This window comes from Halomonas sp. ATBC28 (assembly GCF_005937175.1).
In the GTDB taxonomy this organism is placed as follows: Bacteria; Pseudomonadota; Gammaproteobacteria; order Pseudomonadales; family Halomonadaceae; genus Vreelandella; species Vreelandella titanicae.
On sequence record NZ_VCQL01000011.1, the window covers coordinates 112,740 to 128,212 of the forward strand.

General features: G+C 56.3%; 13 protein-coding genes. 4 read left to right on the top strand and 9 right to left on the bottom strand.

Annotated features, from left to right (window positions below; genetic code table 11):
* Positions 1-45: 45 nt before the first annotated feature.
* From lgt to E0L35_RS14215, 3 genes are all read right to left on the bottom strand, one after another.
* Positions 46-834, bottom strand: a complete 789-nt coding sequence (gene lgt / locus E0L35_RS14205) for a prolipoprotein diacylglyceryl transferase (protein ID WP_022519679.1) — start codon at positions 832-834, stop codon at positions 46-48.
* Positions 835-1,059: 225 nt separating this feature from the next.
* Entirely contained in the window at positions 1,060-1,857 is a 798-nt protein-coding gene (locus E0L35_RS14210; RefSeq protein ID WP_138800621.1) for a sulfite exporter TauE/SafE family protein, read from the bottom strand.
* Positions 1,854-3,080: a response regulator gene (locus E0L35_RS14215; protein WP_138800622.1), complete on the bottom strand. Its 1,227-nt coding sequence runs from the start codon at positions 3,078-3,080 to the stop codon at positions 1,854-1,856. The genes E0L35_RS14210 and E0L35_RS14215 overlap by 4 nt, the downstream gene beginning before the upstream one ends.
* 185 nt (positions 3,081-3,265) lie before the next feature.
* On the opposite strand from E0L35_RS14215, the gene E0L35_RS14220 reads away from it, so the two are divergent.
* Entirely contained in the window at positions 3,266-4,066 is an 801-nt protein-coding gene (locus E0L35_RS14220; RefSeq protein ID WP_022519682.1) for an NRDE family protein, read from the top strand.
* A 16-nt stretch (positions 4,067-4,082) separates the two neighbouring features.
* Here E0L35_RS14220 and ptsP read toward each other — a convergent pair whose 3' ends face one another.
* Positions 4,083-6,344, bottom strand: a complete 2,262-nt coding sequence (gene ptsP, locus E0L35_RS14225) for a phosphoenolpyruvate--protein phosphotransferase (RefSeq protein ID WP_039860909.1) — start codon at positions 6,342-6,344, stop codon at positions 4,083-4,085.
* A gap of 88 nt (positions 6,345-6,432) precedes the next feature.
* Entirely contained in the window at positions 6,433-6,924 is a 492-nt protein-coding gene (gene rppH, locus E0L35_RS14230) for an RNA pyrophosphohydrolase (RefSeq protein WP_022519684.1), read from the bottom strand.
* Positions 6,925-7,158: 234 nt separating this feature from the next.
* Here rppH and E0L35_RS14235 point away from each other — a divergent pair, with 234 nt between their 5' ends.
* Positions 7,159-7,815: an HAD family hydrolase gene (locus E0L35_RS14235; RefSeq protein WP_009288657.1), complete on the top strand. Its 657-nt coding sequence runs from the start codon at positions 7,159-7,161 to the stop codon at positions 7,813-7,815.
* A 531-nt stretch (positions 7,816-8,346) separates the two neighbouring features.
* Here the strand turns inward: E0L35_RS14235 and E0L35_RS14240 are convergent.
* The 3 genes from E0L35_RS14240 to E0L35_RS14250 all read right to left on the bottom strand — a co-directional run bounded on the left by E0L35_RS14240 (position 8,347) and on the right by E0L35_RS14250 (position 10,245).
* Positions 8,347-8,715, bottom strand: a complete 369-nt coding sequence (locus E0L35_RS14240) for a PIN domain-containing protein (RefSeq protein ID WP_138800623.1) — start codon at positions 8,713-8,715, stop codon at positions 8,347-8,349.
* Positions 8,705-8,938 (bottom strand): hypothetical protein, encoded by a 234-nt coding sequence (locus E0L35_RS14245; RefSeq protein WP_138800624.1) that lies wholly within the window; start codon positions 8,936-8,938, stop codon positions 8,705-8,707. The genes E0L35_RS14240 and E0L35_RS14245 overlap by 11 nt, the downstream gene beginning before the upstream one ends.
* Before the next feature lie 332 nt (positions 8,939-9,270).
* Complete coding sequence (locus E0L35_RS14250; protein WP_022519687.1) at positions 9,271-10,245, bottom strand: malate dehydrogenase; 975 nt, start codon at positions 10,243-10,245, stop codon at positions 9,271-9,273.
* A gap of 243 nt (positions 10,246-10,488) precedes the next feature.
* Here E0L35_RS14250 and E0L35_RS14255 point away from each other — a divergent pair, with 243 nt between their 5' ends.
* Both E0L35_RS14255 and E0L35_RS14260 read left to right on the top strand, forming a co-directional pair.
* A complete protein-coding gene (locus E0L35_RS14255) occupies positions 10,489-11,607 on the top strand; it encodes an efflux RND transporter periplasmic adaptor subunit (RefSeq protein ID WP_138800625.1) in 1,119 nt (372 codons plus the stop codon).
* Positions 11,591-14,662 (top strand): efflux RND transporter permease subunit, encoded by a 3,072-nt coding sequence (locus E0L35_RS14260; RefSeq protein ID WP_138800626.1) that lies wholly within the window; start codon positions 11,591-11,593, stop codon positions 14,660-14,662. Before E0L35_RS14255 ends, E0L35_RS14260 begins: the two co-directional genes overlap by 17 nt.
* A 214-nt stretch (positions 14,663-14,876) precedes the next feature.
* Here the strand turns inward: E0L35_RS14260 and E0L35_RS14265 are convergent, their stop codons facing one another.
* Positions 14,877-15,365 carry an Rsd/AlgQ family anti-sigma factor gene (locus E0L35_RS14265; RefSeq protein WP_009288487.1) on the bottom strand — a complete coding sequence of 163 codons (489 nt, stop codon included), beginning with the start codon at positions 15,363-15,365 and terminating at the stop codon, positions 14,877-14,879.
* Positions 15,366-15,473 lie beyond the last annotated feature (108 nt).

Consider the following 15,473-nt stretch of genomic DNA (forward strand, 5'->3'; position numbering starts at 1 on the left):
AATACCGCTATTTCCAACTGAATCAGGCAAGGCTCTATGACCCCATCAAACCTTAACATCCACTGGTTGGGAGCGTGACCAGGCGATGATGACGAGGCCCAGCGCGATCATGGGAAGCGAGAGCAGCATGCCCATGGTGACCCAGCCGAAGGCGATAAAACCAATGTGGGCGTCGGGCATGCGGACAAATTCGACCATAAAGCGGAACACGCCGTAGCAGACTAAAAACAGCCCGGATAAAAAGCCTCGTGCGGTCGGCTTGGCGGAGACCCACCACAGAATGGCGAACAGCACGACGCCTTCTAACAGCGCCTCGTAGAGTGCTGATGGATGACGCGGCTCAGGCCCCATGCCGGGAAATGGCATGCCCCAAGGAAGCGAGGTCATGCGGCCCGGTAGCTCGTGATTAATAAAGTTACCAATACGCCCGGCACCCAAGCCAATCGGCACCAGAGGAGCGATAAAGTCGGTGAGCGTTAAAAAAGCCAACTGCTTACGCCGAGCGAATATCCAGGCGGCGAGGAGCACCCCGAGTAGGCCGCCGTGAAAGCTCATGCCGCCATCCCATACGCGGAAGATCCACAGCGGGTCGGCTGTCCACTGTCCTAGCCCGTAGAACAGCGCGTACCCTAAGCGCCCTCCAGCCACGACACCGATGGCACAGTAGAAGAGCAAATCACCGATATCGTCATTATTGAGACCAATACGCGATGCGCGCCGACAGCCAAGCCACCAGGCGGCGACAAATCCCACCACATACATAAGGCCATACCAATGGACTTGCAGCGGCCCCAAGGAGATAGCCACTGGGTCAATCGTTGGGTAATTAATCATTTACACTCTCTAATCTGACCAAAGGAAATATGCAAGACGCCCACTCAGCACGTAAAACGGTCACAGACTAGGCTTTGTACGAAAACTGACTGCGCTCGACAATACTGCGTTGAAAATCAACTCAAAATGCTCATTTACACCCCGTAAACTCGAGCGCGAGCCCGGTCCTTTTCTCGTTGATTTTTGCCTTGTCTAGTCTTCGCTCGCCGACTTTTCGTACAAACCCTAGGTGAGCAGGAAACGCACCCCTACCACTGCCAGCAGTAACGCGAAGGAGAGACGTAGCACATGAGCGGGCAAAACATGGGCAAGTTTAACGCCTAAGCGGGCAAATGGAACGCTGGTGACCACGATACTGAAAAACGCTGGCCACATAACAAAGCCAGTTGTCCAGGCAGGCAGCAGCGGATTTCCCCAGCCCACCACGATAAACGCCAGAGCCCCCACCAGCGCGATGGGTAGCCCTACCGCCGCTGCCGTGCCCACCGCTTGAGTCATGCTGGCGCCACAGCGTGATAGTAGCGGTACTGTCATGGCGCCTCCGCCAATCCCGAACAGTGCTGAAACAGCGCCGATCGCACCACCGGCGAGCGTCATTATCCATTTGCCGGGTGAGGCACTGCCCTGCTTAGGCGTTAATCCAAACACCATTTTAGCGGCAATGAGTAGAACAAAGATGCCAAACATAGTTCCCAGCACCGTGCCGGAGAGGTTGTCGGCAATAAACGCCCCAACGATGGAACCTAACACTAAGCCAGGCAGCAGCGCTTTAAGCCACCCTCGGTGAATGCTGCCGCGCCGATAATGGCCAAGGGTGGACGATGAACCGGTGACAAGAATAGTGGCGAGAGAGGTGCCAATGGCTAAATGCATGGCAATTTCAGAAGCGATGTTCTGCAGCCCAAACGCAAAGACCAAGACAGGAACGATAATGAGCCCACCACCCACTCCGAATACGCCAGCCATCGTGCCCGCAACGGCACCTAAGGTTAAATAAATCGATAACGTCGTGACGATGGTCATTTAGACGGAGCCGCTTTAACCGTGCCAGGGAACCAGTGAGCAATCATATTCATGAGGGTTTGGGGTTGGTAAGGCTTGGCAAGTAAGTCATCCATACCAGCCGCCAGACAGGCGTCGCGCCCGGCATTGTCAACGTTGGCCGTTAGTGCGACCAACACGCTTTGACTAACGCCATGGTTGCGCTCGTACTCGCGCCAGCGCCGGGTGGTTTCAAGCCCGTCCAGAGTGGGCATAAAAATATCCATAAATACCAGATCAAATATCGCGTTTTGCTGGCGTTCCAACGCCTGTTCACCGCTGCTAGCGCCTTCCACCTGTAGGCCCTGGGTTTCCAGCATCTGCCGGGCCAGCATCAAATTTACCGGCCCGTCGTCAACGACCAATACGCGTAAAGTGCGCGGCGCCCCCAGGCGATCACCACTCCTCCCTTGTGCCTCACCGCTCAAAGAATTTTGTTCAGAACCTGGTTCAACTCCTCCCTCAGCGCTTTGTTGAACAAGATTGGTCAGTAGTGCGCGGATATCCGATAGGTGCTCATACACTTCCATGATATTTTGCCCACCGTTATCGGTGAGCTCTTTATCAACCATGCTGTTTAAATGGTCTAACAAGCTATCCGTTTCACGCTGCAGCAGCGTTAAGTAGCCTGATTTTAATCGTGACTCTTCCCGTGCCCTTTCTCGACCGGCGATCAAGTGCTTGAGCTGCCGTTGCTGGTGCTGAAGATCGTCCAGCAGGGTTTGCTCATGCTCCTGCCGGGTGTTCTTAGTAGCGGCAGTGGCCACTTGGGAGCAGTGCATGCAGCGCTCAAGACCGGCGAGGATTTCATTAACGCTGGCCAGCCGCTGAAGGGGTAGATGAGATTCGTCGGCGACATCCGGCGGGGAACATTTATGCTCGGGCAGTGAACGCGCAGCGGTAGCGCATAGTGCTTGACTGTGCCGTTCAAGTTCGGTGAGTTCTTGCATAAAGCGATTATCTTGACGCCGAGCATGCGCTTTAACCAACATCAGGAAGGCGCCGACATTCAAACTGCTGCCGATAAGCAGCGCCGCCATTAGCCACAACATGGTGCTCCAAGAGACGTAGCTGGGCGACATCCACCACATCATGGCGCCAACCACCACGCAGAGCACGATTAATGCTGCTTGCACAAGCAGCAGTGGCCACAGCAGAGGCCAAACAATGGCATTCCAAAAGTGCTCCCTTTGATAGCGCTGCATGATCTCGCCTTCCTATTGGCCGTATGGCCGCTGATAACGTGACCGCTGTTTAAGGCCCCACACCCATTCGGTGTGACGATTTATGCTACAAACATGATACTAATGTCAGTGTACGTCTACGCTTCGTTACTGTCATGCGGCTCTTGCGTTGAACGTTTTTCATCCTTTTCGCCTGCGAGTTTGTTATGTGCTTGATATCGTTTGCTTGGCAACCCGGCACCCCCATGCCTTTGCGGCTAATGGGTAACCGTGATGAGTTCCATGCGCGCCCCACCGCGCCGCTGGGTGAGTGGCAAGATAACTCGGCCATTGTCGGTGGCCGCGATTTAGAGGCCGGTGGCTCGTGGCTGGCAGCCAAGCGCGGCGGTGTAGTGGCCGCGTTAACCAACGTACGTGACCCGCAATTGGGCACACCACCCGGCGCGCCAAGCAGGGGGGAGCTGGTCGCCGATGCCCTGCAGTGTAGCGATATAGAAGCGTGGCTAACTGCGCTCAGCCAGGGCGAGGCAATGCGCTACGCGGGCTTTAATTTATTGGTCGCCACGCCCCAACGGCTTTGGCACCTACACCGCAGCAGAGATCGTCTGGCTCTCACTGAGGTAGCTCCCGGGGTTCATGGCCTCTCCAACGCTGATCTCAACTCACCCTGGCCAAAGCTTCTACATGTACGCACTGCGCTTGAGCACACTCTTTTACAGCCAGACCCGTTCCAGGCATGGCCTAGTGGCGTTCAGCGCGCTATGCAAAATCCACAAGAAGCGGCTATCGAGGAGTTGCCGGATACCGGCGTGGGGCTTGAATTGGAGCGCCAGCTTTCAGCGGCGTTTATTGTCGGCGAGCGCTATGGCACCCGCGCCACCTCGTGGCTCACTCTGGATAGCGACGGGCACATCGAAGTTACCGAACAGCGCTTTGGGCCGCTGGGGCGCTTTGAGGGTGAAACCTCTTTAGCGTTGCCCAGCAGTTCGCTTGAATCTACACCCTAGGCTTTGCATAAAGAACTTAGTCACGGGGCGGCATCAGATGCGATAGCTGCCACTCATCCATGCGCCCCTCTAGATGGGTATGCACCTGGGCAGGGGTGTCTAGCTCCATCACTTCTTTGAGCAACTGCTCAGCATCGCTGAACGGCACCCGGCGAATGGCCGCGCGCACTTTGGGCAGGCTTGGCGCATTCATGGAAAGACTGGTAAAGCCCATGGCCATGAGCAGCAGCGCTCCAGCCGGGTCTCCGGCCAATTCACCACAGAGCGAAATGGGCTTATCGAGCCGCGTCGCATCATTAGCAAGTTCCAGCAGAGCGCCGAGCAACGCCGGGTGCAGCGCATCATAAAGGCTCGATACGCGCGGGTTGTTACGGTCTACCGCCAGCAAGTACTGGGTTAGATCGTTGCTGCCCACGGAGAAAAAGTCGACTCGCTTCGCCAGCGCGTCCATTTGATAGATAGTGGCGGGCACTTCAATCATCACGCCCACTTTAGGTCTGACGACAGTAATCCCTTCTTCGCCCAGCTCTAAAATGGCGCGATCCAGCAGGCGCAGCGCTTCATCGACCTCTTCGACGTTGGTAATCATCGGGAAGAGAACGTAGAGGTTATCCAGGTCGATCGAGGCTTTGAGCATGGCGCGCAGTTGCACCATTAACACTTCCGGGTGATCCAGCGTTACCCGCATACCGCGCCAGCCTAGAAACGGATTCGCCTCTTCAATGGGGAAATAGGGCAGATCCTTGTCACCGCCGATATCCAATGTGCGCATCACCACCGGCAACGGGGCAAAGCCTTCGAGCTGCTCACGATAAAGCTTGGTTTGCTCTTTCTCGCCGGGGAAGCGTTCGGTAATCATAAACGGCACTTCGGTTCGATAGAGGCCCACTCCACCGATACGGCTTTTAAGCAGCGCGGTGGCATCTACCGCTAACCCGGTATTGACCATAAGCGGCATCGTGTGACCGTCGGGCGTGGCGCTGGGCAGATCCTGCTCGTGCTCAAGCAGTTCGCTGAGCGCCTCTTCTTCGGCGATCAGACTTTCATAACGGGCCGTAAGTTCAGGCGCTGGGCGCACAAACAGGCGACCACGGTGACCATCCAGCACCACCGGCGCCCCGCCTAGGCGCGGCAGCGGTAAATCCATCATGCCCAGCACCGTAGGAATGCCCATGGCCCGGGCGACAATCGCCACGTGGGACGTGCTGGAGCCGCGTACCGAGACCAGCCCTTTGAGCTTTTCGCGGGGGACTTCACCCAGCATGGCCACGCTGATCTCATCACCGACCAGAATAGCGTTATCGGGGTAGGTTTCCGGCGTGGATGGGGTATCTTCTTGCAGATGCGCAAGCACCCGGCGGCCAAGATCACGAATATCAGCCGCTCGCTCGCGTAGGTAGTTGTCGTCTACCCGCTCCAGATACTGGACGTGACGACGCACTACATCGGCCAGAGCGCCTGGTGCCCACTGGCCTTCGCGAATGCGTTTTTCCACTTCATCAGCCAGCGCGGCTTCGCCGAGCATCTGCTGATAAACATCGAACAGCGCCAGCTCTTGAGCAGAAATCCTGCTTGCCAAACGTTCGGCCGCGGCACGAATTTCGTTGCGGGTTTTGCCAATGGCTTCTTTGAGGCGGGCGACCTCATAATCCTGATCGCGGGGTATCAGATCCGGCACGCTGTTTAAATCCGCGGGCGGGGTAATCACCACTGCTTCCCCCATGGCCATGCCAGGCGAGGCAGCAACGCCTTTAAACATTGCCTGCCCTCCGGCAAGCGCCGGGCGCAGCAGGTTGCCCGTGGCTAAAGCATGCGCCAGCACACCAGCCAACTGCGCGGCCATGGTGACCAGAAAGGCTTCGTCCTCATCGTCGTAGCGGCGCTTTTCGGCTTGCTGAACCACCAATACGCCCAGCATGTGGCGCTGATGAATAATCGGCACACCCAAAAAGCTGGAGTAGCGCTCTTCACCGGTGGCTTCAAAGTAGCGGAATTGCGGGTGGGTCTGGGCGTCTTCAAGGTTTAGCGGCTCGCTGCGTTTGGCCACCAAGCCCACCAGGCCTTCACCTAACGGCAGTACTACGCGCCCTACGGCTTGAGTGCGCAGACCAATGGTCTCCATCAATACCAGCGACTCAAGCTCCTTGTCGTAAAGGTAGAAGGAGCACACATCAGTCTGCATCGCTTTACGAATTCGGCGTACCATCGTGGACAGCGCGGCGTCGAGAGTGCGCGCGCCGTTCACTTCCTGAATCACCCGGCGCAACACCTCAAGCATGGACGTTTTACTTTTCACTATTATTTGCCTCGCTGAGGAATTTTCTGGCAGACTGCTGCCGCCCTACCCTGGGCAGCGGCCAATCGCCCTAATCGTCATCCTGTGCCAGACGCTGAACGCGGGGAGACAACTCCCGCAGCGCGCGCCGATATACCTCTCGCTTAAAAGGCACTACCTGCCCTAGCGGGTACCAGTAGCTCACCCAACGCCACCCATCAAACTCGGGGGTTGGGGTTGCCGTCATACAGATCTGGCTTTCCTGGCAACGGATTTTAAGTAAAAACCACTTCTGCTTCTGGCCTATACAGACCGGACGCGAATGTGTGCGAATCATACGTCGTGGCAGACGGTAGCGTAGCCAGCCCCGGGTGCAGGCAACAATATCAACATCGTCGGCGGTTAGGCCGATCTCTTCGTAAAGTTCACGAAAAAGTGCTTGTTGTGGCGTCTCGCTTGCATTGATGCCCCCCTGGGGAAATTGCCACGCATTTTGTCCTACCCGACGCGCCCAAAGCAGCTGCCCCTGGCTATTGGCAATGATGATGCCAACATTGGGGCGAAAGCCGTCAGCGTCGATCACGGACATCACCTTAATAAATTTTCAGTTGTCCCCATTTTTCCACAAGGGTGACAAGCGTATCAATACAATATAACGCTAAGTGATGAATGGTTGCGTATCAGCATAGAGAGAAGAACGTGCGTTGGTGGGAATGACATGGCGACTCTGCGATAATCCGCGTCCGCTATTTGCCTAACTAGCGTCTTTGAGCACTAACGACTGTCTACTATCCACTGACTAAAAAAGGGGAGCGCCGTGAGTCTGGCCATATTCGATTTGGATAATACGCTGCTATCCATCGACAGCGATCATGCCTGGGGCGAGTTTTTACTCGAACAAGGGGCAGTCGACCCGGTTGCCTACCGGGAAGCCAATGAGCGCTTCATGGCTGATTACAACGCGGGCACCCTGGATATGGCTGCTTTTTTGGAGATGGCGCTTAAACCGCTGGCTGATAATTCGCCGGAACAGCTTTCAGCATGGCACCAGCAGTTCATGGCCAGCAAGATCGAACCCAATATTCTGCCCAAAGCAGAAGAGCTTCTGGCACGCCACCGCACCAAAGGCGACACGCTGCTGATTATTACCGCCACCAACCGCTTTATTACCGCCCCAATTGCCGAGCGTTTGGGGGTCGATCACTTAATCGCGGTGAACCCGGAGGTCAAAGAGGGCCGCTACACGGGGCGCGTTTCGGGCATTCCCAGCTACCGCGAAGGCAAAGTCACCCGCTTAGAAAAGTGGCTGGAAGATCAAGACCTGACCATGGAAGGCGCGTGGTTCTACAGCGACTCGCACAATGATTTGCCGCTGTTAGAAATAGTCGAGCACCCCGTCGCCGTCGACCCCGACGACACCCTGCGCGAAATCGCCAAAGAACGCCAGTGGCGGATTATGAGTTTGCGGGATTAGGTTGTGTGAGGTGTGAGTCGTGAATCGTGAATCGTGAGTCGTGAGTCGTGAGTCGTGAGTCGTGAGTCGTGAGTCGTGAGTCGTGAATCGTGAATCGTGAATCGTGAATCGTGAATCGTGAATCGTCAGGAGTATAGGTTTCGTAGCGCGTGGTAACGAATCTCGCGAGGCACGAGCGAATGAGGCACCCGCGGGAGGCGGCGGAACGACGCCCCGTGGCAACCAACCATCATCGCCTACACAAGCCAACCCCCGGCACCGCTTCGCGCTGCTTTCGCGGGTGCGCTTCGCTTACCACGCGCTACTAAATCTCGCAGGCACATGAGGGTGGGGATTCCAAGGGCGTGTGCACGTTATGCAAATGGCCGTGGCACGTTATCATGCCACCGAAATCGAGTGATTGTCGTAGCGCGTGGTAACGAGAAAGCGAGTTCAGCGAGCGTTTCGAGGCACCCGCGGGAGGCGGCGGAACGACGCCCAAGAGCACCGCACGCGCCCTGGTATCAATAATTGCCACACGCAGGTAAATATTTAACGGCTTAGGAGAGTATCAAGCGAAATCACATTGCCAGCATGTTTATCTGCTAACTTAACGTCATCTGTGACCAACGTTGCTGCTGCTACAGATGCGGAAGCAGAGATAATACTATCCGGCAGTTTCATTTGAGTACTTCGTCGTACCTTGATGGTTTCGTTTTTGACCTGATGATCCAGTTCCACTCTTGTTAGCTGGGCCAATATCACCTTAATCGCCTGCTCGTCCTCTGGGAGCAAACCGGGAAAGGCCAGAAGCTCAAGCTCAGTGATGACAGAAAAGGCGTAATGGGCAGCTGGCAGACACAACTGACGTTCAATGGCATTAATGAAGACATTGGTATCGAGGAGATAGCTACCACTCATCCCGCAAATTCCTTTGGTATTCGACGCCGTCATGTGCTGTCAGAGACGGAGCTTTCACAGAGGTAAAATCTATTCCAACTTGCTTAACGGAGGGGTTCTCCTCCTCCTTTGTATTCTCATACAAAACAACGATTCGGGCATGTCTGTTCTTTAAATGCGCATATTCATCGGGGATTTTAACTACCCCATTCTGAATATCTGCCTCAAATTCAATCGCATGCATTTCAATCCCCCTTACAAATAAATAGCTTACCTCGCCATTTGACACTCTTTCTGTCAAAAATTCGAGTCACTAACGAACGGACTTATAATCCCGGCACCGCTCCGCGCTGCTTTCGCGGGTGCGCTTCGCTTACCACGCGCTACTAAATCTCGCAGACACATGAGGGTGGGGATTCCAAGAGCGTGTGTACGCTATGCAAATGGCCGTGGCACCCCACACCAACCTCGGCACCGTTTCATGCTGCTAAATCTCACCCAACAAAAAACCCCACAAGCTAAGCTTGCGGGGTTTGGCGTTAACTGGCGCTAGTGTAAAAGCGTCAGCGGGCGCGTTTAGCCGAGCAGGTGCTCGACTGCTGCACGCTCTTCGCGCAGTTCTTTCTCGGTGGCTTTCATCTTCTCTTGGCTGAATTCGTCAATTTCGAAGCCTTGAACGATTTCATACTTGCCACCCTGGCAACGTACCGGGTAGGAGTAGATGATGCCTTCGTCGATGCCGTAGCTGCCGTCAGACGGAATTGCCATGCTGACGATGCCTTTGGAACCCAGCGCCCAGTCGTGCATATGGTCGATGGCGGAAGAGGCAGCAGAAGCGGCAGAAGAAGCGCCACGTGCTTTGATGATCGCCGCGCCGCGCTGCTGCACGGTGGGGATAAAGTCGTTTTCGTACCAATCGCGCTCAACCAGATCGAACGCTGCTTTGCCGTCGACTTTGCACTGAGCCAGATCCGGGTACTGGGTGGCACTGTGGTTGCCCCAGATGATCATGTTTTCAACGTCAGTGACATGCTTACCGGTTTTCTGTGCCAGCTGGGTCAGGGCGCGGTTGTGATCCAAACGCGTCATGGCGGTGAACTGACCTGCGTCCAGATCCGGCGCGTTGCAGGAAGCAATCAGCGCGTTGGTGTTGGCCGGGTTACCGACGACCAGCACTTTCACATCACGGCTGGCGTGATCGTTCAATGCTTTACCTTGAACGGAGAAGATCGCTGCGTTGGCTTCCAGCAGGTCTTTACGCTCCATGCCCGGGCCGCGCGGACGTGCGCCAACCAGCAGGGCGAAATCAGCGTCTTTGAACGCTACGTTCGGGTCATCAGTAGCAACGATGTCTTGTACCAGCGGGAAGGCACAGTCGTTGACTTCCATTACCACGCCGTTCAGGGCGTCCATTGCCTGGGGAATTTCCAGAAGCTGGAGAATGACAGGCTGATCCGGCCCCAGCATGTCGCCAGCGGCGATGCGGAAAATGAGAGAGTAGCTGATCTGACCGGCGCCGCCGGTAATCGCAATACGTACTGGATCTTTCATCATTGCTCCTTGATTGGTTCGCCTAGGGATGGTTCTCGCCTGAGGAGTGGCTTAACAGAACTCAAGACGCAAAGATGGTATGCCCAGCAGGACAAAAACTCAATCAGACATGAGACTACTTGCCATTTGACACACAAGCTTTCCTTCCATTGGCGTGCTACTCGCTGAAAAGGTTGAGTTGCGCTATGGTATCTTCGGCTTTATGCCCCTCCTTTCTTGTTTTGCTAAGGACATGGACGCTCCATGCGAAGAATCCCGTTTTCTTATGCCCTAGCTAGCCTACTGGTGCTGGCACTAGTGATATGGCTCGCTTTTGGTAATTTTCAGCGCTTTCAAACCACGCCTCCTGACGCCCCCGATCAAATCGAAGCGGGTTCGCGGGTCGAAATTGTCGTGCAGCAGAGCACGCCGTTTATTCCCCAGCAGATTATTCAGGGCCAGTTGACTGCCGAGCGTGAAACCACCCTGCGCGCCAACGTAGCGGGCTTTGTAGACGAGAAGCCGGTGGCCCAAGGTAGCCGCGTTGAGGCGGGCGATACGCTGTTGGTCATTGATAACGACGCTTTGCCCGAGCAGTTGCAGCAGGCCCGTGACGAGCTAGCAGTTGCCGAGGCGGAATATGCCGGGGCACGCAACCTGCGCCAGCGGGAGCTGATCTCCCAGCCAGAGCTACTGCGCCTGCAGAGCGCGCTAAGCGCCAGCGCCGCTTCAGTGGCTCAGCTGCAGAATCAACTGGATGACAGCCGCCCCACCGCGCCTTTTGATGGGGTGCTTAACCGCGTACAGGTGGAACTGGGCGACTTGCTGCAGCCCGGCGAGGAGTGGGGCCAGTTGGTCGACGACCGCCGCTTGAAAGGCGCTGCCTGGGTCTCTCAGCAGCAGGTGGGTGATTTAAGTGTAGGCCTGCCGGTGACTGCACGACTGCTGAACGGTGACCATCTGGAGGGCGAACTGACCTTTATTAGCCACCGCGCCGAAGAGGCCACGCGCAGTTTTTATATTGAAGCGACGCTGGATAATCCGGCCGGTAAGCGTTTAGCAGGTGGCAGCGCCGAGCTGACCATCACCCTCCCCCCGCGCCAAGTGCATACCCTTTCGCCTGCGCTGCTGAGCTTGAATAGCGAAGGCCAACTGGCGGTCAAGCATCTGGATGACAACGATCAGGTACAGCAGACCGCTGTGGAACTGGTAAGTGCCGATACCCAGCGCGCCTACGTGACTGGCCTGGCCGACCCGCTACGCCTGATCACGTTGGGCGCTGGCATGGTAGATATCGGTGAGACAGTGACCCCGGTGCCTGTTGAAGAGGCGATTATTTCACAGCCGGCGGAACAGGATAGCGTTCATGCGCCAGTTGATTAATGCGGCGCTAGCCCACACTCGCACGACATTACTGCTGTTGGTGAGTCTTCTATTGGCGGGCATCACTGCCTGGCAGATGATTCCTAAAGAAGCTAACCCCGACGTCACCATTCCGATGATTTATGTCTCGCTGACACTGGAGGGGGTGAGCCCCGAGGATGGCGAACGGCTGCTGATTCGCCCCATGGAGCAGGAACTGCGTGGCATTGAAGGGTTGCGCAAGTTCACCGCCCAATCCAGCGAGGGGCATGGCTCGATTACTCTGGAATTCGACCCCGGCTTTGATCCCGACACCGCGCTAACCGATGTACGTGACCGGGTGGATATTGCCCGCAGCGAACTACCTTCCGAGGCCGATGAGCCGCGGGTGATGGAGGTCAACGTCTCGGAGTTTCCGGTGTTGACCATTGGCCTCTCCGGGCAGTTGGATACCCGTGAGCGCATGACGATTGCCCGACGCTTGCAGGAGGAGATCGAAGGTATTGCCGATGTGCTGGAAGTCGATATTGCCGGTGAGCGGGAAGACTTGCTGGAGATCGTCGTTGATCCTTTGGTACTGGAGAGCTACGGCGTTGATTTTGACACGCTATTTAATCAGGTATCGCGCAATAACCGCTTGGTGGCAGCGGGCAGTTTGGATACCGGCGCGGGGCGCCTGGCGCTGAAAGTCCCCGGGATTATCGAGTCCCTTGACGATGTTATGAATATGCCGGTCAAGGTCGATGAGGATCGTGTGGTCACCTTTGGCGATGTGGCCTGGATCAACCCTACCTATAAAGACCCCGAAGGCTTTGCCCGCATCGATGGCCAACCAGCGGTGGTGCTGGAAGTTTCCAAACGCGCCGGGGCGAATATCATCGCCACCATTGGCGCGGTGCGTGACCGCTTAGCCGATGCAGATGACTTACTTCCCGAGCAGTTGCGTTTCACCACTATTCTGGATGAGTCGACCACCGTTAAGAACATGCTCTCCGAGCTGCTCAATAACGTACTGACCGCCGTTGTGCTAGTGCTGATTGTAGTGGTCGCGGTGATGGGCTGGCGCATGGCGCTGCTGGTGGGGCTTACCATTCCCGGTGCCTTCTTAACCGGTATTCTGCTGGTATGGGCGTTTGGTTTTACGCTCAATATCGTGGTGCTGTTTGCACTGATTCTGGTGGCGGGCATGCTGGTGGATGGCGCTATCGTGGTCAGCGAGCTTGCCGACCGCCATCTGCGCGATGGCCAAACGCCTCATCAGGCGTGGCTCAACGCCGCTTCAAGAATGAGCTGGCCGGTGATTGCCTCGACGGCCACTACGCTGGCGGTCTTTATTCCCCTGCTGTTCTGGCCCGGCGTGGTCGGTCAGTTTATGAAGTACCTGCCCGCCACAGTGATTTTGTGCCTGCTGGCATCGCTGGCCATGGCGTTGGTGTTCTTACCTACTCTTGGGCGCCTGTTTACGCGTACCACCGCAACCACGACAGACGCCAACCAGGATGAAGCGACAACCTCCTTTGGGCGTGGCTATCGCCACCTGCTGGCAAGGCTACTTATGCACCCTGCCTGGGTACTGCTGGTGACCGTATTGTTAATGGCTCTGCTGTATACCGGCTATGCGCGCTTTAACCACGGTGTCGACTTCTTCCCAGCCGTAGAGCCTGACAGCGCCCAGGTGTTGGTGCGCGCCCGAGGCGACTTCTCCGCCGTTGAAACCGACGCCATTGTGCAGCGGGTGGAAGCCAAACTATCCGGCATGAGTGAAGTGCGAGCGCTGTATGCACGCTCCTTTGCAGTGCCTAACCAGCAGATGGGCAACGACGTGATTGGCATGCTGCAGTTCCAGTTTATCGACTGGCATGAACGTCGCCCTGCCCAGGCCATTTTGGACGACATGGCCGAGCGCGCCGGAGATATTCCCGGCATTACGCTGGAATTTCAGGAGCAGGAGATGGGCCCCGGCGGCGGTAAGCCAATCGTGCTTGAGGTCAGCGCCACGAATCCCGACGTCGCCGATGCAGGCGTTAACCAGATAACCCAACTAATGCGCGAGCTGGGTGGCTTTACCGACATTGAGGATAACCGCAGCCTTCCGGGCGTGGAGTGGCAGGTTAACGTGGATCGCGAAGCGGCGGCGCGCATGGGTACCGATGTAACGACCATTGGAAGCGCGGTGCAACTGCTGACGACCGGCCTTCAGGTGGCTAGCTATCGCCCGCCGGAAGTCAGCGATGAAGTGGATATCCGCGTGCGTCTGCCGCAAAACTGGCGTTCGCTGGATCAGCTTGAGCGCTTGACCATCAACACTCAGCGGGGCCAAGTGCCGATCTCGAATTTTGTGACTCTGGAACCGGCGCCGAAGGTCGGCACCCTTAATCGCATCAATGGTCGCCGGGCGATTACCATTGAGGCTGACTTAGCACCGGGCTATCTCGCTGATGAGCGCCTAACTGCCCTGCTAGCCGCAAGCAGCGGCAGTTTGCCTGATGGCCTGATGGTCAACGTGGCGGGTGAGCAGGAGGACCAGCAGGAGTCGATGCAGTTCTTAGCCAGTGCCTTCTTGATTGCTATCGGTTTGATGGCGCTGATTCTGGTCACCCAGTTCAATAGCTTTTATCAAGCGGGGTTGGTGCTCTCGGCGATTGTGTTCTCCACCGCGGGTGTGCTCATGGGCCTCCTGATTACCGGCCAGGCGTTTGGCATTGTCATGGTGGGGATGGGCGTGATTGCTCTGGCGGGTATCGTGGTCAATAACAACATTGTTTTGATCGATACCTACAACGAACTGCGCGGCCAGGGTATGACACCCGGCGAAGCCGCCCTTGAAGCGGGCTGTTTACGCCTACGCCCTGTGCTGTTAACGGCGATTACCACGGTATTGGGGCTCATGCCGATGGTGCTGGGGATCAATGTAGACCTGTTCACCCCTGCCCTGGGCTTTAATGCGCCCTCCGCCCAGTGGTGGACGCAGATGTCGAGCGCCATAGCCGGCGGCCTCACCTTCGCCACCGCGCTAACGCTGTTGCTCACGCCGTGTATGTTGGTGATTGGGGGTAAGCTTCGTCGTAGGGGGTGAATGGTGAATGGTGAATGGTGAATGGTGAATGGTGAATGGTGAATCGATTATAAGGTATTGGGCACCCACCGCGTTATGTGCACGCGTGATTTAGTAGCGCGGCGTAAGCGTTAGCGCACCCGCGAAAGCAGCGCGAAGCGGTGCCGGGGTTGAAGCGGGATTACCATGGAGCAAAAGCGCCGCATAGCGGCGCCTGTCTAATGGAAGGTCTTACTTAAGCGGGGGCTTTGGTGTGCTGCGGGCTGTGTGCGGCGTGTAAGCGCGCGATCAATTGGTCTTCTAGCGCGAAGCGTTCGGTAAGGCCACGGGCTAAGCGGTCGATCCAGGCAGGTAGGCGGGCGATGTTTTGCTCGCAGCTAAGCGTGGAGCCAAAATCGGTATCGAACTCCAACACCATCTCGGTGGACATTTCTAAACGCTCAAGCAACTTCTCCGCGATGACGAGCGCGCCCTCGTCGCTAAAGGCCCGTGCCTCTTCCGAGAGCTGGGGGTAAATCTCAAAGTGACCTGCGCTGATGTAATCCATCAGCTTTTCACTAAACGTATCGATAGGCGCTTTGCTCACTGCTTCCAATTCAGCATCACACGCTTCTTTTAGCTCAATAAAGCTGATCAATAGCTGACGGCGCTGATCCAGCCAGCGGTCAATCAGGGAATGCACGCCTCCCCAGCGCTCCAGGGCATTTTTGCAATCTTCGAGCATGGGGCTTTCTCCTTAAAGTCACCTTTAACTGCTATTAATAACTACTATCAAACGCTCAGATCAAATAATAAGCTTAGAGTCGCGCCTCCCACTACCTCTGTCAATCCC